This is a genomic window from Mycobacterium sp. Aquia_216, from assembly GCF_026723865.1.
In the GTDB taxonomy this organism is placed as follows: domain Bacteria; phylum Actinomycetota; class Actinomycetes; order Mycobacteriales; family Mycobacteriaceae; genus Mycobacterium.
The window spans coordinates 4454127-4477915 of sequence record NZ_CP113529.1; the positions used below are offsets into that span (position 1 = coordinate 4454127).

At 64.7% G+C, this 23789-nt stretch carries 19 protein-coding genes and 2 pseudogenes; 17 read left to right on the forward strand and 4 right to left on the reverse strand.

What is annotated here, in order from left to right; all coding sequences use genetic code 11:
• Positions 1-14: 14 nt before the first annotated feature.
• Positions 15-3554 carry a non-ribosomal peptide synthetase gene (locus OK015_RS20845; protein WP_268125858.1) on the reverse strand — a complete coding sequence of 1180 codons (3540 nt, stop codon included), beginning with the start codon at positions 3552-3554 and terminating at the stop codon, positions 15-17.
• Positions 3555-3654: 100 nt separating this feature from the next.
• Between OK015_RS20845 and OK015_RS20850 the strand changes: the two genes are divergently transcribed.
• Entirely contained in the window at positions 3655-5289 is a 1635-nt protein-coding gene (locus OK015_RS20850; protein ID WP_268125859.1) for a (2,3-dihydroxybenzoyl)adenylate synthase, read from the forward strand.
• A 66-nt stretch (positions 5290-5355) separates the two neighbouring features.
• On the opposite strand, the gene OK015_RS20855 is transcribed toward OK015_RS20850, so the two are convergent.
• Positions 5356-6804, reverse strand: coding sequence for an FAD-binding oxidoreductase (locus OK015_RS20855; protein ID WP_268125860.1), 1449 nt, complete (start codon positions 6802-6804; stop codon positions 5356-5358).
• 221 nt (positions 6805-7025) lie between these two features.
• On the opposite strand from OK015_RS20855, the gene OK015_RS20860 reads away from it, so the two are divergent.
• From OK015_RS20860 to OK015_RS20875, 4 genes are all read left to right on the forward strand, one after another.
• A complete protein-coding gene (locus tag OK015_RS20860) occupies positions 7026-7451 on the forward strand; it encodes a hypothetical protein (protein ID WP_268125861.1) in 426 nt (141 codons plus the stop codon).
• A 331-nt stretch (positions 7452-7782) separates the two neighbouring features.
• A complete protein-coding gene (locus OK015_RS20865) occupies positions 7783-8181 on the forward strand; it encodes an MmpS family transport accessory protein (RefSeq protein WP_268125862.1) in 399 nt (132 codons plus the stop codon).
• The gene (locus tag OK015_RS20870; RefSeq protein ID WP_268125863.1) at positions 8178-11006 is read left to right on the forward strand and encodes an MMPL/RND family transporter; all 2829 of its coding nucleotides are present in this window, start codon (positions 8178-8180) and stop codon (positions 11004-11006) included. The genes OK015_RS20865 and OK015_RS20870 overlap by 4 nt, the downstream gene beginning before the upstream one ends.
• 138 nt (positions 11007-11144) lie before the next feature.
• Positions 11145-11696: a hypothetical protein gene (locus tag OK015_RS20875; protein WP_268125864.1), complete on the forward strand. Its 552-nt coding sequence runs from the start codon at positions 11145-11147 to the stop codon at positions 11694-11696.
• Between the two features lie 101 nt (positions 11697-11797).
• Here OK015_RS20875 and OK015_RS20880 read toward each other — a convergent pair whose 3' ends face one another.
• Together OK015_RS20880 and OK015_RS29300 are read right to left on the reverse strand one after the other, a co-directional pair.
• Positions 11798-12580, reverse strand: a complete 783-nt coding sequence (locus tag OK015_RS20880) for a 3-hydroxybutyrate dehydrogenase (RefSeq protein ID WP_268125865.1) — start codon at positions 12578-12580, stop codon at positions 11798-11800.
• Complete coding sequence (locus tag OK015_RS29300) at positions 12468-13067, reverse strand: DIP1984 family protein (protein ID WP_442791140.1); 600 nt, start codon at positions 13065-13067, stop codon at positions 12468-12470. The genes OK015_RS20880 and OK015_RS29300 overlap by 113 nt, the downstream gene beginning before the upstream one ends.
• An 89-nt stretch (positions 13068-13156) precedes the next feature.
• Between OK015_RS29300 and OK015_RS20890 the strand changes: the two genes are divergently transcribed.
• From OK015_RS20890 to OK015_RS20935, 12 genes and pseudogenes are all read left to right on the forward strand, one after another.
• Entirely contained in the window at positions 13157-13609 is a 453-nt protein-coding gene (locus OK015_RS20890; protein ID WP_268132950.1) for a nitroreductase family deazaflavin-dependent oxidoreductase, read from the forward strand.
• A gap of 53 nt (positions 13610-13662) precedes the next feature.
• Positions 13663-14181 carry an SCO family protein gene (locus tag OK015_RS20895; protein WP_268125866.1) on the forward strand — a complete coding sequence of 173 codons (519 nt, stop codon included), beginning with the start codon at positions 13663-13665 and terminating at the stop codon, positions 14179-14181.
• A gap of 231 nt (positions 14182-14412) precedes the next feature.
• Positions 14413-14820 carry a hypothetical protein gene (locus OK015_RS20900; RefSeq protein ID WP_268125867.1) on the forward strand — a complete coding sequence of 136 codons (408 nt, stop codon included), beginning with the start codon at positions 14413-14415 and terminating at the stop codon, positions 14818-14820.
• 438 nt (positions 14821-15258) lie between these two features.
• Positions 15259-16377, forward strand: a complete 1119-nt coding sequence (locus OK015_RS20905; protein WP_268125868.1) for a methyltransferase — start codon at positions 15259-15261, stop codon at positions 16375-16377.
• Positions 16378-16618: 241 nt separating this feature from the next.
• Positions 16619-16858, forward strand: coding sequence for a hypothetical protein (locus OK015_RS29305; RefSeq protein WP_442791317.1), 240 nt, complete (start codon positions 16619-16621; stop codon positions 16856-16858).
• A gap of 273 nt (positions 16859-17131) precedes the next feature.
• Positions 17132-18139: an AraC family transcriptional regulator gene (locus OK015_RS20910; protein WP_268125869.1), complete on the forward strand. Its 1008-nt coding sequence runs from the start codon at positions 17132-17134 to the stop codon at positions 18137-18139.
• 456 nt (positions 18140-18595) lie between these two features.
• The gene (locus OK015_RS20915) at positions 18596-19099 is read left to right on the forward strand and encodes a cupin domain-containing protein (protein WP_268125870.1); all 504 of its coding nucleotides are present in this window, start codon (positions 18596-18598) and stop codon (positions 19097-19099) included.
• 205 nt (positions 19100-19304) lie between these two features.
• Positions 19305-19574: pseudogene (locus OK015_RS29310) on the forward strand (acetyl hydrolase); the annotation flags it as partial.
• A 126-nt stretch (positions 19575-19700) separates the two neighbouring features.
• Positions 19701-20477, forward strand: a pseudogene (locus tag OK015_RS20920) (alpha/beta hydrolase); the annotation flags it as partial.
• Positions 20477-21337, forward strand: coding sequence for an SDR family NAD(P)-dependent oxidoreductase (locus OK015_RS20925; protein WP_268125872.1), 861 nt, complete (start codon positions 20477-20479; stop codon positions 21335-21337). The pseudogene OK015_RS20920 and the gene OK015_RS20925, both read left to right, overlap by 1 nt.
• A 26-nt stretch (positions 21338-21363) precedes the next feature.
• Positions 21364-22284 (forward strand): ferritin-like domain-containing protein, encoded by a 921-nt coding sequence (locus OK015_RS20930; protein WP_268125873.1) that lies wholly within the window; start codon positions 21364-21366, stop codon positions 22282-22284.
• Complete coding sequence (locus OK015_RS20935) at positions 22281-23783, forward strand: flavin-containing monooxygenase (protein ID WP_268132951.1); 1503 nt, start codon at positions 22281-22283, stop codon at positions 23781-23783. The genes OK015_RS20930 and OK015_RS20935 overlap by 4 nt, the downstream gene beginning before the upstream one ends.
• Positions 23784-23789 lie beyond the last annotated feature (6 nt).

Below are 23789 nucleotides of genomic sequence, written 5' to 3' on the forward strand. Positions count from 1 at the left end.
CAGATCACGGAATGTCATTGTGCTGCTTCATATTTAGCGGGTTGCCCAGAGGCGTTCAGAACCGAGTCAGCGTCCATGCCGATAACCTCCAGATACAACTCAGCGACCTGGTCGAGCCGGCCAGGGTCGCGCTCGCGCCGACCGAGCAACCCGGCGAGCGCCGAAACGGTCCGATTGGCGAAGATGTCGGCAACCATCACATCCGGGCTGTCCAGCCAGGAGCGAATTCGCGCCACCGCCTGGGTGGCCTGCACCGAATCGCCACCGAGGGCGAAGAAGTCGTCGTCAAGACCGACGCGTTCGGCACCGAGCAAGTCCGCGATGATGCTGGCAAGAGCGGATTCCAGTGCCGTCGACGGAGCGCGGTAGCCGGGCAGGTCGGTGTCCGAACCGGAGAACGCGTCGGCCAGCAGGGCGGCGACGGCACGACGGTCGATCTTGCCGGCGTCGGTGAATCCGATGTTCTCCACCAGCAGGATATGACGCGGAATCATGTGTGCGGGAAGCACATCGACGAGAGCATCGCGAATCTGCTCGGGACTGGGCTCGACGTCGCCGGCGGTCTCGGCACAGACGACAGCGGCCAGCACGTCGGATCCACCCGACCCGGAAAGCGCCGCTGCCACCGCGATCCGCACTCCGGGCAACCGTCGCATCGCGGCCTCGACCTCGCCGAGTTCGACGCGGTACCCGCTGATCTTGATCCGGTGATCGGCGCGGCCGACGAACTCCACCGTGCCGTCCGGCCAGTACCTGGCCAGATCGCCAGTGCGGTACCACCGTTTGCCGTCGTGCTCGACGAAGCGCTGCGCGGTGAGATCGGGACGTCCGCGATAACCACGCGCGATGCCACGGCCCGACACCCAGAACTCCCCGGGCACCCAGTCCGGGCAGTCGTCGCCGGTGTCGCTGACGACGCGGCAGGCGTTGTTGGCCAACGGCGTCCCGAAGGGCAGGGAGGTCCAATCCGCCGGTAATGCGGCGGGGTCGAGCACCTCGAAAATCGTGTTGTGCACCGGGGTTTCGGTCGCACCGCCCAGGCCGGCGAATCTCAGGTTGGGTGCCTCGGCCGCAAACCGGCGAACCACCTCGGGCCGCACCCAGTCGCCCCCGGTGGGAATCACCCGCACCGAGGACAGTCGTCCGCGGCCGACCTCGATCAGCATCTCCAGCCAACCGGGCATGAAGTGCAGCACGGTGATGTGGTGAGTCTCGATCAGCCGGGCCCACGCATCGGGATCGCGGCGCTGCGCCTCGTCGACCACGACGATCGACCCGCCGGTTCGCAAGGTGACGAAGAGGTCCATCACCGAAATGTCGCCTTCCAGTGTCGACAGCGCCAGGCAGCGGTCCCGGGGCCCGATCTCGAAGTGACGGCCGATGAATTCCACCGTGTTCATGGCGGCGTCGTGTGCCACCTCGACGCCCTTGGGTTCACCGGTGGAGCCCGAAGTAAACAAGACGTAGGCCAGGTCGGCGGGATCGACTCTCGCGGATTGAATCCCGGCACCGGCAGCCACGTCCGCAAGCACGTCGGCCAGCGTCAGCGCGGCCACCGGCAACGAGAGTTGCTCGCCGCCGCACACCAGGGCCAGCCGCACCCCACCCGTTTCGAGGATGCGCTCGGCCCGCTCACGCGGCTGGTCGACACCGATCGGTAGGTAAGCCGCGCCCGCGGCCAGAATCCCCAGCACGCCGGCCACCTGTTCGGCGGTCTTCGGGCCCACCACCGCGACCGTGTCGCCGGCCTCGACGCCCGCCCCGCGCAATGCCGCGACCACTGCTAGCACCTGATCACGCAGCTGTGCATAAGTGAGGTCGCCGGAACTGGACAACACCGCGGGAGCGTCGGGACGTTGCTCGGCCTGCCGAAAGAACCCATCGTGCAACGCCTCTGCGCTCGGTGTCGCCGCGCGGCTGTTGACCGCGTCGCGCACCGCGCGCTGTTCGGCGGGCAGTGCCGACGGACCCGCGGACTCCCAGGCTTCGTCGTCGGAAGCCAATCGGAGCAGCTCGTCGATCTGGTAGGCGAACATGGCGTCGACGACGCCCGGCGCGAACACTCCGTCGCGCACGTCCCAGTTCACCAGGACTCCGCCGTCAAACTCGGTGACCTGCGCGTCGAGCAGCACCTGGGGGCCTTGGGAGATGATCCATCCGGGCGTGCCGAACTGCTCGGTGACGTCGGCGCTGAAGAGTTCGCCGAGCCCCAACGCGCTGGTGAAGACGACCGGCGCCAGCACCTGGGTGCGGCGGTGGCGGCTCAGGTCGCGCAGCACGGACAGCCCGGAGTAGGCCGAATGCGCGGCGGCGCTCTGCATGGCGTCCTGCACCACCCGCGCCCGCTGGGCCGGGGTCGCGGCGCCCGTCAGGTCGATGTCGAGCAGCAGCGACGAGGTGAAGTCGCCGACCAGCAGGTCCACGTCGGGGTGCCGGGCCTGGCGTCCGAACAGCGGGACGTTCAGCAGGAAGCGCGACGTGGCCGACCAGCGGGCCAGGGCATTTGCGAAGGCCCCGGCCAGCGCCATGGCCGGGGTGATGCCGCGCGCCCGGGCGCGGGCAAACAGCGCGTCGCGGGTCGCCGCGTCCAGCCGGTGCCAGCGGCGGGTGCCCCGGTGCGAGTCCCGACCGCCGACCACCGGCGGCATCGGCGGGTCGGGCAGCTCCGGGATGCGCTGCGCCCACCAGTCCCGAGCCGCATCGCGGGCCGGCTGCGGGCGCTCCTCGTCACGCACCGTGGCCAGGCGGTATTCCCGGTAGGTGTAGCCCAATTCGTCCAGCTCGCGACCGACGTAGAGGGCGGCGAGGTCGGACATCAGGGTGCGGTAGCTCATCGCGTCGGCGGCCTGCATGTCCAGGTCGACGTGCAGCCGCGAACGCTCGCCGGGCAGCCGCGTCAATGCCAGCTCGAACACGGCGCCGTCGAGCTGCTGATGCGACTTGGTCTCCCGGATCGCGTCAAGCCGCGCAGCGACACGATCGGTGTCCAGCTGCCGCAGATCCTCGACGGCTAGCGGGAAGTCTCCGCATTCGTCGGCCGCGGCAATGTGCTGCGTGCCGTCGGGCAGGAATCGCACGCGCAGCATCGGGTGACGAAGCGCCAGCCGGGTGGCCGCGGCGCGCAGTCGGCCCGGATCGATAGGCCCCCCGTCGAATTCGACATACAGGTGCCCGGCCACTCCGCCGAACTGCTGGTTGTCGTGACGGCCCACCCACATCGCATGCTGCATCGGGGCGAGCGGAAACGGCTCTGTGTCGGCACCGTCGGCGGTGGGGGCCGGCTCGTCGCAGGACGCGTCGGCAGCGGCCGCCTGAGAGTCTGCGGCTACCACGACCAACTCCGACCAGGCCTCGATGGTCGGAGTCGCGGAAAGCGCGGCAAAGTCGACATCGATGCCCTGGCGGCGCCAACGACCGGCCAGCGACATCATCCGGATCGAATCCAGGCCCTGACTGATCAGGTTGTCAGCTGGCTGAACAGCGTCGACGCCGACACCGAGCAATTCGGCTACCTCCGCACGGATGTCCTCCGAGCACGCGGGGGCACGCACCACGAAATCCCTCCTGAATTAGCACAGGCTGCCCTAATTTTGTTGGTTACCCTATCCTCTATCCCTGGGCCGTTGCTACCAAGCCCCCCTCTAAGGAGCCCAGGTGATCCCCAACACAGCGCAGTCCGTCGAGGGCTTCGTCCCGTTCCCCGCGGACCGCGCCGCCGCCTACCGCGCGGCCGGTTACTGGACTGGCCGCCCCCTGGATTCCATCCTGACCGACGCGGCACGACGCTGGCCGGACAAGCTTGCCGTGTTGGACGCGGCCGCCGACCGGGGCCTCACGTTCGCCGAACTCGACGACCGGGCCAACCGTGCGGCCGCGGGGCTGCGCGGGCTCGGCGTCGCACCCGGCGATCGGATCCTGCTGCAGCTGCCTAATGGCACGCAGTTCGCGGTGGCGCTGTTCGGGTTGTTGCGGGCCGGTGCGACACCGGTGATGTGCCTGCCCGGTCACCGCGCCGCGGAGTTGGGCCACTTCGCCGCCGTCGGCGAGGCCACCGGGTTGCTGGTCGCCGAAAAGGCAAACGGTTTCGACTACCGGGCGATGGCACGCGAGCTGGTCCGGGAGCACCCGGGCCTGCAGCACGTCATCGTCGACGGAGATGCCGAGTCGTTCATTTCGTGGACGCAGCTATGCGACTCGGCCCCCACCGAGTCGACCGAACTGCCGGCGGACCCGGGATCGCCTGCGTTGCTGCTGGTTTCCGGCGGCACCACCGGCCTACCCAAGCTCATCCCCCGCACGCACGACGACTACGTGTTCAACGCGACCGCGAGCGCCGAGATCTGCGGGCTCACCCCCGACGACGTCTATCTGGTGGTGCTGTCCGCGGGCCACAACTTCCCGCTGGCCTGTCCGGGTCTGCTCGGCGCGATGACGGTGGGTGCCACCACAGTGTTCGGCACCGATCCCAGTCCGGAGGCCGCCTTCGACGCCATCGCCCGCCACGGCGTCACCGTCACCGCGCTGGTCCCGGCATTGGCCAAGCTGTGGGCGCAAGCCTGCGACTGGGAGCCGGTGACCCCGAAGACATTGCGACTCTTGCAGGTTGGCGGGGCGCGGCTGGAGCCCGGCGATGCGCGACGGATCCGCGAAACGCTGACTCCGGGCTTGCAACAGGTGTTCGGGATGGCCGAGGGATTGCTGAACTACACCCGTCTCGACGACCCGCCAGACGTGGTTGAACAAACGCAGGGCCGGCCATTGTGCGCGGCCGACGAGTTGCGCATCGTCGACGGCGCGGGTGAGTCGGTGGCGCCCGGCGAAGAGGGCGAGCTATTGGTGCGTGGTCCCTACACCCTCAACGGCTACTTCCGGGCCGAGCGCGACAACCAACGCAGCTTCGACCGCAACGGGTTTTACCGCAGCGGCGACCTCGTCCGTCAACGCGAAGACGGCAACCTGGTGGTCACCGGCCGGATAAAAGACGTCATCACCCGCGCGGGCGAAACGATCGCCGCCCAGGATCTCGAAGAGCAGATGCTGAGCCACCCGACGATCTTCGCGGCGGCAGCCGTGCCGTTGCCGGATCCCTATCTAGGCGAAAAAATCTGTGCCGCGGTGGTTTTCACCGCGGAACCGATAGGACTCGCCGAGTTGAACGCATACCTGGACCAGCGCGGTGTCGCCGCGCACGCCCGGCCCGACATGTTGGTCGCGATGCCGGCGCTGCCCACCACGCCGATCGGAAAGATCGACAAGAAGGCGATCGTCCGCCAGCTCGACAACGGGTAGCCGGCCGCATATCGAGTGTGAACTCACGGCTTTCGGTGTGGGTGACGGCGGGTTGTCCCCGCGTGGCTAGTAGTTCAGGCCGGAGAACATGACCCGACCGGGGTCGACCTTCTGTCGCACGGCCGACAGCCGGGACAGATTCTGGCCGAAATAGCGCCCGGGCGACTGGTTGGCCTCGATGTAATTCACATACCCGCCCACCGAATACGCTTGCACCGCTTGGTGAGCCGTGCTGAGCCAGTTGGTCGCCGCCGCCGGGTCGCCGGTCTCGACGTACCACTGCACCAAGGCGGACTGGCGACGCCAGGGAAAGGCGGTGGCTCCCGGCGCCACGGTGGCCAGCGCGCCGTCGAGGGCGTGCATGATGGCCAGCATGCGGCCCGCGCCGCGCGGAAAAGCGTTGACCGCGGCGGCGATGCCCTGAGCAGCGGCCGGGGTGAGACTCGGAAAGACATCCGACCCGCCGACATATCCGAGCGGGGCCGGGTTGAGGTTGTTGACGGCTAGATACCTGACCAAGTCCATCCGGTTGAAGGTGTGGTTGTCTGTCCCGGTCGGCTGTATCCCGACGGCGGCGGCGATGGCGTTCGCCACACTGGGACCCGACCCGGCCGGGCAGGTGGCGAGGATCCGACAGTGTGTGCCCGTCGCTTCGGTGGTGCTGTCCGCCAACGCCCAGCTGTTTCGGTCGGCGGTGCGCAGCCAGTTGGCCCAGCCGACGAGAACCTGCGCGAACGACTGTGGCGGGAAGTTGAGGTTCACGGCGTCGACATCGTGGGTGGCGAACGTGTTGAAGGTCATCGAGGTGGTCACCCCGAAGTTGCCGCCACCCCCGCCGCGCAGGGCCCAGAACAGGTCGGGGTTGCTGTTGGCAGACGCGGTGACCGCCTGGCCGCCGGGGAGCACCACCGTCGCCGCCGTCAACTGGTCACAGAGCAGACCGGCGTGCCGGGAATCGGCGCCCATGCCGCCGCCCAGGGCGTGTCCCGCCGCACCGACCGACGGGCAGGTACCCGTCGGCAGGCCCCGCCCGGCACCGGCCAGTGTCTCGTGCATCGAGTACAGACTCGTCGCCGGTGTCACCGTGATCTGGCCGGTAGAAGCATCGTAGTTGATTCCGCCGGGCAGTTGGCGCAGGTCAAACACCATGGCGCCGTTCGCCGTTGACGCACCGATGTAGGAGTGCCCGCCACTGCGCGGAGCGACCTTGACGTGATTGGCGGCCGCGAATGCCATCGCCTTTTGCACGTCCGCCGCCGATGTCGGGGTGACGATCGCCGCCGGGGTGAAGCCGTTGTAGTTGGTGTTGAACACCTGCTTGGCGGCCCCGAAATTCGGGCTGTCCGGCAGCAGCACCTTCCCACCAAGAGCGGTCGAAAGTCCGTCCCAGCCAGTGGCATTGGGTGCGGCAGCAGCCGGGACCGAACCGAGTCGGCCCGATCCGAACATTGCGCCGGCGGCTAACGCTCCGGCGGCACCACGCAGAAACGTCTGCCGCGAGATCTCACGCGCCATCGTCGGTCTTCCGCGATTGCGTCATGTCCCGCATTGTTAAACCGCGAAATCCGCGGCCGCGTCCGACGTGCGGCGGCATAACCGAACCGAGCCCGAACCGTTACCGGCGCCTGACCGAACGCTGGGACACGCAACATTCCCCGCGCAGCCCGCTCGGGCTTAAGCTAGTGACCGGTCGCGTCCACAATCGGGAGGCGACCTTGAAATGAAGGAGCGAGGCCGTGCCAGAGGGTCTGTATGGATTGTTGACCTTTGTTGCCCTCGCACTGGCGTTGGTGTTGGCCACCGTCGCCACGGTGTACGTCATGCAGTTGCAACGCCAAGTGCCCGCTCCTCTCAGCGAAGAAATCGGTAGCGCCAAAACGGTTATCCATAAACTCCGAAAACGCGAGCCGATGTCGCCCGACGAGATGGACTACGCGAAGCAGATCGTCGCCAATCGCGGCTCGTTGCGGGCAGTGTGCATTCCCGGGACGTTGTTCCTGTTGGGCTGCTACTTCGTCTTCGGCAGCCTGTACCACCTGCACGGAGCGACTCCGTCCGAGCGGACATTCCTCGGGGTGATTCCAATGTTGACTTCGACGAACCTGGCCATTCAACTTCTCCGCCACGCGCGGCTGAAGAGGCGCGTACGGCAAATGGCGTAGCGCAACGGAGTGTGGCCTCGTCCGCAGCCATTCTGACGTCTCATTTTTGGTTCGCGACGCTATTCGCAGCAAAGCACTTATCGATGTCCATTCGTGGCGTCACCGGTTCCGTCGAGTCCGGGTGCGGCTCGTCGCTATTGCCGGGGGCACCGGCGGATGGCAACGTCCGTAGTCATCCTGTACGGTCAGTCCATCTCATTGAGTACATAACCGTCTACTATCCAGACCACAGGTGGGGTGGGATGAGAGCAGAAGCTCCGGGGCCGAAGTCCGAACAGGCGATCGAGTGAGCCCTCGTTCAGTCGGCAGGACCGTCTTGGGGCGAGCCTGGATGCCGTTTGTTGCCGTCGTCGCGATCGGCGTGGGCCTGCTGTGCATGTACAAGGTGCACCAGTTCTCCGAACCGGAGCCGGTCATCACCGTCAACGGTCCGCAGGCACCCGAGGAGTTCAACGTCAAACGGATTACCTATGAGGTCTTCGGCTCCCCCGGACAAGGTGGGAAGCTCGTCTACGTCGACATCGACGGCCACCCGCATCAGGTCGATGTCACGGCTCTGCCGTGGACCCACACCGAGACCACCACACTCACGGTGGCCTCCGGCAGCATCTCGGTACACGTACACGGCGGTCAAGTGGGCTGCCGAATGCTGGTGGATGGCGTCGTCCGCGACGAGCAGTCGAGTGACCATCAGGACGCCGATGTCGAGTGCAGAGTGAAATCGGCATGAGTCAGCATCGCCCTGACGAGCCCCGGGTCAAGCGACCCTTCATCCCCAGGATGGTCCGCACTTTCGCGATACCGATCATCTTCTTCTGGGCCCTTCTCGCCGTCACGACGAATGCCTTTATGCCCCAAGTGGAACGGGTCGCAGAAGAACTCGCGGGACCGATGGTCCCCCACTACGCGCCCTCACAGCGGGCGCTCCTGCACATCGGCGAGAAGTTTCATGAATCCAATTCGACGAACTTGACCATGGTGGTGTTCGAGGCGAACCGGCCACTGGCAGATCAAGATCACCGGTACTACGACGATCTGATGCGCCGCCTCGAGCACGACACCAAGCACGTGCAGTACGTGATGGATTTGTGGGGCAAGCCGTTCACCGCGGCGGGGGCGCAAAGCGTGGACGGCAAATGCACTTATGTGCTCTTGCGTCTTGCCGGCGACATCGGCCAGATTGAGGCGAACCAATCGGTGGACGCCGTCCGCGACATCATCAAGAAGGACACCCCACCGCCGGGCCTGAAGGTCTTCGTCAGCGGCGCGGCCCCCCTGGCCTCCGACACTTTGACTATTGCGAATGCGAGCCTGAACAACGTCACGATCGTCACGATCCTGCTCATCGTGGTGATGCTGCTGTTGGTGTATCGCGCCCCGTCCACGCTGTTGGTGCCCTTGCTCGGGGTGCTCATCGAGATGCTCGTCGCGAAGGGCATTGTCTCGACGCTCGGGCATTACGGGTACATCGAACTCTCCTCGTTCGCCGTGAACATCGTTATCGCGCTGACCCTGGGAGCGGGAACGGATTACGGCATCTTCTTGATGGGCCGATATCACGAGGCGCGACAAGCGGGCGAAAGCCGGGAGGACAGTTTCTACATCGCGTACAAGGGTGTCACGCCCATCATCATCGGTTCTGGCCTGACGATCGCCGGCGCGTGTTACTGCTTGACGTTCGCCCGCCTGAACTACTTCCACACCATGGGGCCGGCCGTGGCGATCACCATGCTGTTCACCATCGTGGCAGCGATGACGCTGGGCCCGGCGGTCTTGACCGTCGGCAGCCTGTTCGGGATGTTCGACCCGAGAACCGCCGTCCACGGGCGACTGTATCGGCGCATCGGGGCGAGCGTGGTGCGCTGGCCGGTACCGATCCTGGTGGCCAGTTCCGCCGTCGTCATGGTCGGGGCGATCTTCGTTCCCACCTATCGGCAGAACTACGACGACAGGCAGTACCAGCCGGCCGGTGCGCCCGCCAACCTTGGATTCCAAGCCGCCGATCGGCACTTCCCCAAGAGCAAACTGTTCTCCGAGATGCTCATGGTCGAAACCGATCACGACATGCGCAACTCGGCCGATTTCATCTCGCTGGACCGGGTCGCCAGAGCTCTGATACGCCTGCACGGAGTGGCGATGGTGCAAGGCATGACGCGGCCCTTGGGTCGGGCGCTCGAGCACGCCAGCATCCCGTACCTGTTCACCACGCAAGGCAGCGGTAACGGTCAGCAACTCCCGTTCAACAGGGAGCAGAACTCCAACACCGATGCCCAGGCCGAGATCCAGGCGCACTCGGTCACGGTTTTGCGCAAGGAGATCGGCTTCTTCCAGAAGGTGTCCGACGAACTGCACCAAACGGTGCTCACCATTGAGGACCTGGAACGGGTCAGCAACGAGATGAATGAGGAAGTCTCAAATCTCGACGATTTCTTCCGCCCGATCAAGAGCTACTTCTACTGGGAGAAGCACTGTTTCGACATCCCCATCTGCTGGACGTTCAGGTCATTGTGGGACACGATCGACCACATCGACCACCTGGCCGAAGACATCAAGTTCGCCAGAATCTCCCTCGTGGAGGTCGACAAGGCTTTCCCTCAAATCATCGCTCAACTGAAAGCCACTGCCGACGACACCGAGTCCCTGCAGTCGAAGTTGGTCAACAGCTACGGATCGGCGGATCTGCAGTCCCTGCAGACCGAGCAGACGTTCGATGACTCGATCAACGTGGGCAACGACTTCGACAAGTCCCGTAGCGACGACTTCTTCTACATCCCGCACGAGGGTTTCGACAACGACGACGTCAAGACGGGCATGAAGTTGATGATGTCGCCGGACGGTAAGGCGGCCCGCTTCATCGTCACCCACGAGGGTGACGCCATGGGCCCCGAAGGGGTCGAACACGTCGAACAGTTCCCCGATGCCATAAAGACGATTCTGAAAGAGACCTCGTTGGCCGGCGCGCGGATCTACATCGGCGGTTCGGGGGCCAACGATAAGGACATCAAGGAATACGCGATGTCCGATCTGATGATCGCGGCAATCGCCGCCTTCGTACTGATCTTCTTGATCATGATGTTCATCACGCGAAGTCTGGTGGCGGCCTTGGTGATTCCCGGAACGGTGGCGTTCTCCTACGCCGGGGCGTTCGGGTTGTCCATACTTCTCTGGCAGCACCTGATCGGCCTGCACCTGCACTGGCTGGTCCTACCCTTGACGTTCATCATCCTGGTGGCGGTGGGGTCGGACTACAACCTGCTGCTGATCAATAGGGTCAAAGAGGAGCTCCACGGCGGAATTCACACCGGCCTGATCCGCGCGCTGGGAAGCACGGGCGGTGTGGTTACGTCGGCCGGGCTGGTGTTCGCGTTCACGATGCTGGCAATGCTGACCAGCGATCTGCGAACCATCGGTCAGGTGGGTTCCACCGTCTGCATCGGCCTATTGCTCGACACGCTGATCGTGCGGTCGTTCGTGGTGCCGTCGATCCTGCGGATCCTCGGGCCGTGGTTCTGGTGGCCGACGCTGGTGCGTAGCCGGCCGCTGGCGCAGCGCTAAGGTCGCGAAACCGCACCCCACCAGCACGGCAGCGGTACATCAAACCGTTTTGTAACGGATTGCCGATTGTTACCGAAGTGATGGGCAGTGCGCCGATGTGCGCATCCACCACCACCTTGGAGCAATATGACCGCGCTGATGACGTACCGCCCATGGACGAGCCAGACGATTCGTCGTCGCTGCGAGGTTCGGCACTCGACGGCGCGGGCAGATTTCATCAATGCGGCTGCCGCGGCGCTGCGTCCGCTCGCGGTTGCGGCGGGCATACTCACCGCCGGGGCGGCCTTGCCCGCTCTCGCGCAGGCCGACCCGTCTACCGACCCCATCACTGCCGCGCTGAACGGCTCGGGAACGGGCACCAACGGCTCACTGAGCAACAGTCTTGCCGGGATTGGCCAGTCCATCTGCCCGTCACTGGTCAAGCCGGGTGCGACCCTCGCGTCGGTGACATCGCAATTGGGTCTCATTAAAGGACTTCCGCCGAACATGGCCGGAATGGTCGCCAGCATGGCGATCCAGATGGAATGCCCGGGCGTGATGACATCGCTGGCCAACGGAAAGATGCCGTTCCCGATGCCCGGCGCCAATCCGTCCATGCCATTCCAGCTACCGGGGGCCAACCCTGTCCCGCAGATGCCGCTGCTAGGTGGCCCCGCTGCGCCGAGCCCGTTCGCTTTCCCAGGCCGCTAGCACGCTCAACTCGCATCATCCGGGCTGACCAGTGTGGCCAATTGCATTTGGCCAGAGCCGGTTTCGCCACGGAAACCGCGTCGTAGCGCGGCCACGGGACATCATTGGGCGGTCCAGCCGCCGTCGATCGAGTAGCTCGCACCGGTGATCGTAGCGGCCGTTTCACCGGCCAAAAAGACCGCAAGTGCGCCAACGTCTTCCGGGCGGGTGAAACGGGCCATCGGCTGCTTTTCGGCGACGAATTCTTGCGTGGCCTCTTCGAAGGATTTTCCCGCCGTGTTGGCGAACGCTTCGATTTGCTGCGCGATGAGCGGTGTCATGACCCACCCCGGGCAGATCGCGTTGCAGGTGATGCCGGCCTCGGCGGCTTCGATTGCCACCACCTTCGTCAGCCCGACAACGCCGTGCTTGGCCGCGACGTAGGCCGACTTCTCGGCGCTTGCGACCAGACCGTGCGCTGAGGCGACGTTGATGATTCGGCCCCAGCCGCGGCGCTTCATCCCGGGCAGCGCACAACGTGATGTGTGGAAAACGGCCGACAAATTTGTAGCGATCACCGCGTCCCACTTCTCGACCGGGAAATCCTCGACCTTGGCCACGAATTGGATGCCCGCATTGTTCACGAGGACGTCGACCGCTCCGAAGGCCTTTTCGGCATCACTGATCATCTCGGCGATCTCGGCCGGCCTGGTCACGTCGGCGCCCGAATAAGCCGCGCGCACCGCGAAAGTCTCTTCGATATCTCGCCGCTGCTGCTCGATGGCCTCCAGGTCACCGAAACCGTTGAGGGTTACCGTCGCTCCCTCCGCGGCGAAGGCCCGCGCGACGGCGAGACCTATACCCGAGGTGGAACCGGTTACGACAACGGACTTTCCGCGGATCATCTCCACACTTCTCCTTCGCGACGCATCTCGGCCACAGCAGGAGATTATCCGCCGCCGGAGGTGGATGCCCCGCGCCCGCCCTCATCGTCACGAATCTGCACGCGGTGATGTGCTGTGTGCTGTCACCGGTGCGCAATGCTGGGCTGCGATGTACTGAGGGAATCGAACCCCCTGCACTGCCCTTCGCGTCGACCTCACGAAGCTCTCGCGCCAATACATCGGCCTGGGCGCGCAGATCGGCAACGGGCAACGCGGACAGCATTTTCAGCTCTGACCGCAGTTGCCGCGAGTAGCCGGGCTGGGTGGCGCCGGCGGCCGCATCGGCCGCCGTGGTCACCACGTAGTGACGGTGGCGCGGCGCGTCCCGGCGTGCCAGTGCATCGGTCAGCGTGCCACCCGCATCGATCACGGCGGCAGCGTTGGTGCGATTGATACGCCGCATCAGAGTTTCGAACTCGTCGAGCACCTCGCGCTCAGATGTCGACATGCCGCTGCCAACCGGAGCCGCTGACAACGGTCGTTATCTGGTTGCTCGTCGACCACACATACGGCGCGAGGCGTTCTACTCTCGCCAGGATGCAGGAGTTTGATCCTGAACGATTCCGCACCGACACGGTCGCGCTGAAGACCTTCGACAAGCAGATCATCCGGGAGTTTCGGGAAAACAACGGCAAGGTCGGTGGCGTCTTCGAAAACATCGGCCTGTTGTTGCTGACCACGACCGGCGCCAAGTCGGGCCTGTCCCGCCTGACCCCTCTCGCGTACGTCACCATCGATGGCGCAATGGTGATCGTCGGCTCCCGCGGAGGCGCGCCGAAAGATCCGGCGTGGGTGCACAACCTGCGCGCCAATCCGCACGTACGCATCGAGGTGGGCACCGAGTCGTTCACGGCCAACGCTCTAGAAGCGAAGGGCGCAGAGCGCGATTCGCTGTTCGGCGACATCGTGTCCAAGCAGCCGAATTTCGGTGTGTACCAAAGCAAGACCACGCGCACCATCCCGGTGTTCATACTGCAACGCCGTAATTGACTAAGCACGAATGGCTTTCGAGCCTCAAACCCAGCCAGCGAGTAGATCCGACAATGCATGAGACCTCCCCCCAGCTTGCCCCACACCACGTTCGTGGAACATTCGAATTAATCGACCACAACGGGCGCGAAGTCAACAGACGGACTTACCGGGGCAAACATGTCGTGGTCTTTTTCGGTTTCACTCACTGCAAAGGGGTATGCCCGCAGGCTCTGTCGCGGCTCTCGGCGGTGCTCGATCGCCTGGGCCCGCGAGCCGAGCGCATACACCCGCTATACGTGACGGTGGACCCGCTACGCGACACCCCTGCGGTGATGAAAGAGTTTCTGGCATCGGCGTATCCGCGCTTCACGGGTCTCACCGGCTCGACGCAGCAGATCGAGTGGGCGAAGAGATCATTTCGAGTGTTTTCCACCGGGGTTTCCGACCATGGGGAACCCGGCGGCTACCGGATGCCCCATGCGGCGTTCACCTACGTCCTGGGACCCGACGGCACCTACCTGACGCACTTCAGCGACGCCGTCGAGGAAGAAGTGCTGACCGCGGCCTTGTTCTCGATCGTCGACGAGTGAGCAGCTACGCGGCCTTCCACAGTTCTCCTCAAATGACGACCGTGACTTTCTTGACAGGCTGAGCTGCCGGCTTGTTTTGATCGCATAGGTTCGGGGGACGACGAGAAGTCGCAGGGCCCTAACAGATCGGCATGCAGACGACTCGCTTCGATTTCACTTTCTAACAGCTAGGCAGACCTGTGTTGAACGGCATGCTCGGCGGCGCAGGCCGGAGAAGACACCGTCGGCTAAATGCGAAGTGTGAAATGCGCGTTACTGGCAATTGTGTCCGTGCTGGTTATGGCTGCGGCCCCGGTGGCTCATGCTGACGACGACGACACCGCGTATTTCGCGGCTGTGCGAGCGGTGGGTGTCCCCGCCAACAGTCCCGCCATGACAACTGCGTACGGACGAGGACTGCGTGACCGCATTTCCGCAGTCGGTTTCGACCCGCTGGTGGCGATGGTCCACACCGACAACGCCGCAAGTGGTGTCACAACGCATCAGGGCGCCCTGATCATCGGTGCTGTTGATCATTCTCAGTTCACCGTCGGTGACTTGAGGCATCGCTTCGGCTATTTCGATTCCCCTCGAGTGCGGTCAGGCACGCGACCGTCGGGCGCGTCCGTACCGGCGAGTGTATTCGTGTCGATGACGTGAATCGAACCCGCGTATCAGGTTGGGAAACAGCCCGGTTCGGGATCACGTATCCACCAAAGAACGAATCATATTGGCCCGAAGGCGCATTCGTGGCTTAGTGCACCTCGGTTCAACGCACTTACCCGCTCCGGGCATGCGCTGCTCGCAGCGACAGCGCGAAACGGATAGACGATGCGCGGACGGGATAGCTATTGGGACAGCACTGCCGTACGGTCCAACTCGGGCCGGTGCGGCTGGGCTGTCCGTCGTTGTCAACCGCCGCGCCCAGACGTATTACCCGCCCGCTACCGATGGCCCACACGTAGCGACAGGGAAAAATGGGCTCGCCCACAACGCACACCGTGATCCGGCAGGTTCAGAAGTGAACGCGCCGTACATCTTTGAGCTTCGGGTGGCCACCTCTCCCACTTCGGTAGTTGGCAGACAAGGACGTCACTGATGCGCATGCTCAGTTTCAACAGCAAGATTGGCCTTCAGACACCGCCCGCCAAGATGGTGCGGGCAATCGAGGCCATTCGTCATTACCTCGATCGAATCCACCGCGCGCTGGCGCCTCCGCAGGCGGTGATCATCGACCTGCTCATGGGCGCCTGGACCGCCCAGGCCATCACCGCGGCAGCCGATCTCGGTATCGCGGATGCACTCGCGAAAGGGCCGCTATCGGCCGAGGCGCTGGCCACTGAGATCAACGCTGACGCCGATGCGCTGGGCCGACTGCTGCGGGCCCTGATCACGCGAGGTGTCTTTCGCCAACGCCGCGACGGTCGTTACGACCTGACACCACTGGCCGCTACCCTGCGGCTCGACGCTGACGTGTCACTGGCCGGCGAGGCACGATGGCTCGGCGCTGCACAGCACCGAGAACACTGGAGCCATCTGACGGACGCGGTCCGCACCGGGCGCGCCGTCGTGCCCAAGTTGCGAGGAAAGTCGATGTTCGAATACCTCGCCGACGAGCCTGAGCTCGCCGCCATCTTCAACCAAGCGATGACGAGTGTCTCCGAGCTGTCGATCGCGCCTTTGATCGCCGCGTACGATTTTCAGACCTACCGAACCGTCGTCGACGTCGGCGGCGGCCATGGCCGACTGCTGGCAGCGATATTGCAGGCCGCCCCGGACGCACGCGGTGTGCTCTTCGACCTACCTCAGGTGGTGGCTGGGGCGCCGGCATTGCTACGCCAACATCGTGTCGACGACCGGGTGCGCGTCGACGAGGGATCGTTCTTCGACTCCGTGCCGGAGGGTGGTGACGCCTACGTCCTCAAGAACGTGATTCACGACTGGCCCGACGACGAGGCGGTGCAAATCCTGCGCAACGTGCGCAAGGCGACCGGCGCCGGAAAGAACGTTTTGCTAGTGGAATTCGTTATCCCCGACCATAACCGAGAATTTCTGGGTAAGTGGGCAGACCTGGAGATGCTGGTCTGCGCCTCCGCCCGCGAACGCACCGCCGCACAATACGATCGATTGCTGCAGAGAGCCGGCCTCCGGATGAACCGGGTGGTCCAAACGGCATCACCTTTCAGCATCGTTGAGGCGACAGCGGTCCCCGTCTAAGCAGCAGTGTCAGCGGTTTCTAGGCCGCGGCGCACGATTCAATCCGTGGCGGCGCGGTGGCCGCCGGTTGGTATTCGTCGCTGTACGGACACTCCGGCCGCGCGGCCACTTGCCAGCGTGACGTCGCGGTGGCAGCCCCGGCCTGTGCGGACCGCGAACATACCCTGTCGGTTCTCCACCGAGTACTGTGCCCATATCCGACGACCACGGCGAAACACCCTGCTTTGCGACGACGTTGGCGATGTATCTACAGGCTGACCGCAGCCGTACCCGAGCCGCTCAGCGACTCACTGTGCACCCCAACACAACGATCCATGACACGAGATTGGGATGCAGACTGCACAACAACTCGACGTCAACTACATCGGCAGCGCCGACAGCCCCTGGATTCCGCTCACACCGATCCGATGACTTTTTGAATACTGGAAAATCGAACCGGTATGCGGCGCACCCTCTCGCTGAAACTGCCTGCCGGCCTTGAACTTGCGCCCCGCACCCCTCGCGACTTGACGAGCTGGCAAGCCTGACTCGGGCCGAAACGCCAGTGAGAGCCGCCGTCAAACCGACGACGTTTACGAAGGACCTCTCGCGCCGTGGGATAGATCGCGGCTGCGGCGCCTTCAGCAGGCCGCAACAGGCTGTTCTGGTATCAACGAAACCGGGGCTCCATGACGATGCGCGATTCGTATCGGGGGCGGGGGCGACGCAAGGACAGTTAGGTAGACACGATGGCCTCACGAAGAGGACGACGCAGATGAGAAGGGACGACGACTGCCGCGGCAGCGAAAAGCGTGAACTGCTGGCTACCCATCGCCGCATACACACTTCCGATATTGACGAACTGTGCGAAACCGTTGGCCAGGTGCTTAATTCCCATCGGGCGCATTGCTACCCCTGCGAGCGGACCGAACCTACCAGTTTCAATTCCGCGAGCATCGAGTCGGTTGCTTTCAGTTACATAACGTATGGCGCGTCGATGCGGGTCCGCCCCGAGCCGCCAGAATCGTTTTTCGTTGTGCTGATTCCCCGGGCGGGCCGGGCGAGTGTTCGTGGTGGCGGGATCGAAATCCAATCCGATGCCCAGTGTGCCGCGATACTCGATCCCGACATGGACGTCGATATGTACTTTGAGGGCGGCACCGAGCAAATAATGCTTCGCCTCGACCGCGACAAGCTGGAGAATCAGCTCGACCGCATGCTGGGCCGTCCCGGCGGACAACGCCTGCGGTTCGACTCGTGCGTCGACATGACCACGCCGGCCGCCCGCTCTTGGCTCTCGACACTGCAAATGGTGTGTCGCGATCTTGATGGACCACAGGGTCTTTCGCATGCCGCGTTGCGGCATCACACCGAACAGCTCGTGATGAGCCAGACGTTGACCGCGATTACGCACTCATGCAGCACCGAGCTTGATGCGCTCGGGGCGGGCGCGCCGGCGACACCACGACTGATCCGCCGTGCGGACCAGCTTATTCGCGACCACGCTCACGAGGCATTGACCGTCCACGATTTGGCTGAAGCAGTGGGCATTTCCGTGCGAAGTCTGCAGGACGGATTTCGCCGGCATCTACGTACCACTCCGACGGCGCGGCTGCGCCAAGCCCGTCTGGATGGCGTACACGCTGAACTCTTGGCGGCCGATCCTGCCCATCACACGGTGTCCCGGCTCGCGCTCGGGTGGGGATTTGCCCACTTCGGCCGATTTTCCAGCACATACCGGGCCACATTTGGTGAATCCCCCTCCCAAACCCTGCGCCGCTGACGACACCGCGTCGATGGTGTTCATCGACATCCGATCCCTCGCGCGAAGCTCTGACCATGCCCGCGTCGTGTCGTCTGAATAGTGCCGCACACCAATGTCGTTTCTTGGTGGCCTGACCTCGATCGGCTCGACTAGTTGACGGGGTCCGGCGACTTAGTACTTTCGCCGACGGCGCGAACGGGATAGAGACTGCGCTGACCGGATAGCTCGTAGGGCGACGCTTCCCTAAGGTCCGAAAACAGTCATCGACACAATTCGCCTCCGCGCGCAGGTACCGAAACGCGTCTTCGACCGGAAGGATCCCATTCGTGACCATCGACGATCATGCCCGGCTGGGATTGCCCGATGAATCGCGGGCGTTGCTCTCGACAGTCGTCATGGTGTCGTTGTCGAACGACGAGTCGTCGTTCGACGGCCTGCCGGGTGAATGGCCACCGCGATCCGAAAGGAGTGCTCATGGTTCAGCCGTGCCTCACCAGCCTGTCCGACGCTCGGGCGATCGGCTGGATCGGGGGAAGCGAGCACCGGGTGATACTCGACGGCGACATGACCGACGGCCGACTGACGGTCATGCGGTCGCGTCTGCGCGCCGGAAGCGCCTCCCCGGTCCATATCCACCCGAACGAGGACGAGACGATCGTTCTTCTGTCTGGTGAGATGGTCATCTGGGCGGGAACCGACAAGTGGACCGCTGCTGAAGGCGACACGGTATTTCTGGTTCGCGGCATCCCACACACCTACACTGTCCTCGCCGACGCCGATCTGCTCACAATCTGCACACCGTCTGGCATGGAGCGGTTCTTCGAGCGGGCCGGCTGGGATCTGTCTCAAGGTGCCCCACCCGAGGACTGGTCGGTCACCCGCAAGGCCCTGCAGGATGCGGCCACCGCCGGCGGACAGATCGTGCTCGGACCACCGCTCGCGCCGGATGACGAGATGCCTCAAACCTTCGTCAGTTGAGCACGTCGCCGCATCGGAACAGGACTCCGAGAAACGACGATGGTGCGCCCACGGCACAACGGAGGCGACAGCCGAGTGACTTCAACGCGGTGACGCGGAAGCTGCACTTACATCGCCGTGAACAGCCAGGCAGAGTAATCAGCAAGCCGGAGATTCGCTAAAGCTGCCATTGACGAATGTCACCATTTGCGGTTGACTCCGTGGCATGGCGGACATCGTTCCGGCCCGCGGGTCACTGCGGTCCCGCGGCGCGGCGGCGGTAAGCACATACACATTGCGGCCGTTCAGCGGGCTGGTGCCGCCCGAGCGGGCGTGGGGAATCTGGTTGTCGCGCCGGACGATCGCGCGGGTGATGGCCACCTTCGGGCCCTCGCTGGCGGGCACCCGCGTCGTGCCGGTCGACACCAGGCTGCCCGACGGCCGCCGGGTCAAGGGCGAATGGGTGTACGGGCCCCGCACGCCAACCAGCAAGGCACCGGGCTCGTCGACCGTCACTCGACCGATGGGCGCCGGCTCTCCTCGCGGGCAAGCCCGCTCGTCGACCGTCACCGAAGCGATGGGCGCCGGCTCTCCTCGCGGGCAAGCCCGCTCGTCGACCGTCACCGAAGCGATGGGCGCCGGCTCTCCTCGCGGGCAAGCCCGCTCGTCGACCGTCACCGAAGCGATCTATTACGTGCACGGCAGCGGTTACGCCGTGTGTTCCCCGAAGACCCACCGGCGGTTGACATCCTGGCTGTCGTCGCTGACCGGCTTGCCAGTGTTCTGCGTCGACTACCGGCTGGCGCCACGCTATCGCTTCCCCACCGCCGCCGACGATGTCCGGGCAGCCTGGGACTGGCTGGTCGAAACGTGCGGGGTGCCGACGAAACAGATTGTGGTAGCTGGTGATTCGGCGGGCGGTCACCTGACCGTCGACATGCTGTTGCAGCCCGAGGTCGCCGCGCAATCCCCGGCCGCACTGGTGCTGTTCTCGCCGCTGATCGACCTCACGTTCGCGCTGTCGCTCGCCCGCGAAAAGGTACGCCCCGACCCCGCGATCCGGGTCGCCGACGCGGCCCGACTGGTCCGGCTGTATCACCCCGGCCTCGATCTCACCCACCCGCGCTTGACGCTCGACGTCGCCGGCGGTGCGACGCTGCCGCCGACCCTGATCCAGGCCGGCGGCGCCGAAATGCTGCAGGACGACGCGCGGCAGCTGGCCGCCGACATCAAGGCGGCCGGTGGCCGCTGCGAGCTGCAAGTGTGGCCGCATCAAGTCCATGTGTTCCAGGCCCTCCCGCGCATGACACCCGAAGCCGCCAAGGCCATGGCCTACGTCGCCCGGTTCGTCGCCCACGCGTTGCAGGATGCGCGCGCCCTGGCCGACGAGGTGGGCTGATGTTCAGGCCGTTGGACAAACTGCTCGGCAAGTCGAAAACCACTAGCCGCGGCGCGTTGGCGGTGGTGACCGGCGCCGGCAGCGGCATCGGCGCCGCGTTCGCCGTCGAGCTCGCTCGCCGCGGTGGCACGGTGGTGTGCAGCGACATCGACGAAGCCGCCGCGCAAAAGACCGCCGATACGATCGGCGAACGGGGCGCGAAAGCAGTGGCGATCCGTTGCGACGTCTCGCGATTCGACGACGTGAGCGCGCTGGCCGAGGAGGCGCAGTCATTCTTCGGGACCGCGCCCACCCTGGTCGTCAACAACGCCGGCGTCGGTGCCGGCGGTGCGGGGATCGGCGATGTGCCGCTGGATGATTGGGTGTGGACGCTGGGTGTCAACCTGTGGGGACCGATTCACGGCTGCCACGTGTTCACCCCGATCCTGCGCGAGGCCGGACCGTCGGACACCCCGCGCGGCATCATCAACGTCGCCTCGGCGGCCGCGTTCGCCGCTGCACCGGGCATGGCGGCCTACAACGTCAGTAAGGCCGGCGTGCTGTCGCTTTCCGAAACCCTGGCCGCCGAATTGTCCGGCACCGGCATCCGGGTCACCGTGCTGTGCCCGACGTTCGTCAAGACCAATATCCTCGAATCCGGCCGCATCACCGAGGAATCCGGCGAACTGGCCGACAAGTTGATGCGCTGGACCGGACTCTCGCCCGACAAAGTGGCGGCCACCTGCCTTGACGCCCACGACCGGGGCGAGCTGTATTGCATGCCACAACTCGACGCCAAGATCGGCTGGAACATCAAACGGCTTGCCCCACAGTCCTATACACGGGTCGCCGGCCTGGTTTCCCGCGCGAACATGCACTGATAACCACGAGAGAAGAGGAGCTGCTGGTGGCCATAGACATGGAAGCCATGCTCGCCAAGATCAAGGATCGCCAGTGGGCGCTCGCCGATATCGATTGGGACGCACCGGGTGCCGAAACCATCAAGCCCGAGTTCCGGCCCAAGCTCAAGGCCTTCATGGCCGACTTGTGCTGGATCGAGAACATCGGAGCCCGCGGATTTGCGGCGCTCGCCAAGAAGGCGCCGAACCCCACCATCGCCGAAATCTACCGATATTTTCATGCCGAGGAGCAACGCCACGCCAACGCGGAATTGGCGTTGATGAATCGCTGGGGCATGCTCGAGGACGGCGAGATCCCGACGCCCAACGTCAACATTCGGTTGGCCATCGAATGGCTGGACACCTTCGCCGACGACATGCCGCTGTCGGTGCTGGGCACCGTGATACCGATGCTGGAGGTGGCACTCGACGGCGCGCTGCTGAAATTCCTGCTGGAATCCGTCGAGGATCCGGTCTGCCACCAGGTGTTCGAGAAGATCAACAACGACGAATCTCGGCATATCACCGTCGATTTCGAAGTGCTGGAGATGATCGGCAACGCAAAGGCGCGCCGGCTGGCCATCGAACTCGTCGGCCGCTTCGCATCACCGGGCCTGATCCTCGGCATGGTCATGTACGTACCGCTACTTAACCGGGTACGCAACGAGATGGCGGGCATGGGTATGGATTCGGAGCGATTGTTCAACGCGGTCAACCGCTTCAAGCAACTCGGCGACCGGGGCGAACGGACCCGGCGGGTGCCCACCTACAAGTTGCTCAAGCGGCACGGCATGTGGGTGGTCAACCCGCGACACCCCTACCAACTGCTGGCCAATTCCATGGTGTGGCTGTCGGACTTCTATCCCAAACCGCTGCTGAGGCCGATGCCCAGCTGGTCCAGGGAACTCACCCACGACCCGGCGGCGTGATCATGGGCGCCGACCACACCTACGCAACACTGATCGTCGGAGCCGGTTTCACCGGGCTCGGTACCGCAATCCGGTTGGCCGAGGCCGGGGTTAGCGACATCGTCCTCCTGGAGCGCGCCGACCGGGTCGGCGGAACCTGGCGCGACACCACTTACCCGGGGGCAAGTTGCGACGTCCCGTCGCTGCTGTACTCGTACTCGTTCGTCAAGAACCCGACGTGGTCGCGGACCTATTCACCCGCCCCGGAAATCTACCGTCACCTCGAGGACATGGCGACCAAATTCGACATCCGTCGTCACATCCGCTTCAAGCACGAGGTCAGCGACTTGACCTTCGACGAGGACGCGGGGGTATGGACGGCAAAGACGAAGAACCGCAAGCGTTTTAAGGCCCGCACCGTCGTGTTGGCGTCCGGCCCGCTGTCGGATGTCAGCTTCCCCGGCATCCGCGGCCTGGACAGCTATCGCGGACACAAGATTCACAGCGCCCGCTGGGATCACGACTACGATTTCGCGGGTAAGCGAGTTGCCGTCATCGGAACCGGTGCCAGCGCCATTCAGATCGTTCCAGAACTGGTCAAGCAGGCCGGGTTCGTCAAGGTGTTCCAGCGCACCCCCGGCTGGGTGCTGCCCCGCCTGGATATCGCGACCCCGTCGGCGGTACAGACCCTGTTCGCCAAAGTTCCTGCCGTTCAACAACTTGCCCGCCAAGCGCTGTTCTGGGGACACGAGGCCAGTGCCACGGCTCTGGTATGGGACACCCCGCTCACCTCGCTGGTGGCTCGACTCGGCCAGGCCCATTTGCGCGCCACGGTCTCCGACCCGTGGTTGCGCCGGCAGCTGACCCCCGATTTCGCCCCCGGCTGCAAGCGCATGCTGGTCTCCAGCGACTATTACCCCGCGCTGCAACGCAGCAACTGCAAACTGATCTCCTGGCCCATCGCGACGCTGAGCCCGGTCGGCATCCGCACCAGCGACGGCATCGAACACCACCTCGACTGCATCGTGTTCGCCACCGGCTACGACGTCCACCTCACCGGGCCGCCGTTCGCCGTCACCGGTCTCGGCGGCCGGTCGCTGGCCGACGAATGGTCCGACGGCGCAAAGGCTTACAAGAGCATCAACGCGCACGGCTACCCGAACCTGTTCTTCATGACCGGCCCCAACTCCGGGCCGGGTCATAACTCGCTGCTGGTCTACATCGAGGGCCAGCTCGACTACGCGGTACGCGGCATCCGCACCATTCTCGATGACGACCTGCGCTATCTGGATGTGCGCCAAGACGTCCAACTACGCCACAACGAGAACATTCAGCGCCGGCTCACCAAGACGACCTGGATGTCGGGCTGCCAGAGTTGGTACCTCACCAAGGACGGCTTCAACGGCTCGATGTACCCGGGCTTCGCCACGCAGTATCTTCGTCAGATGGGCGATTTCCGCTACGCGGACTACCAGGCGGTGGCGCGCCATGCCCAGGCGCGCGTCACCTCGAGCGCCTGAAGCTGA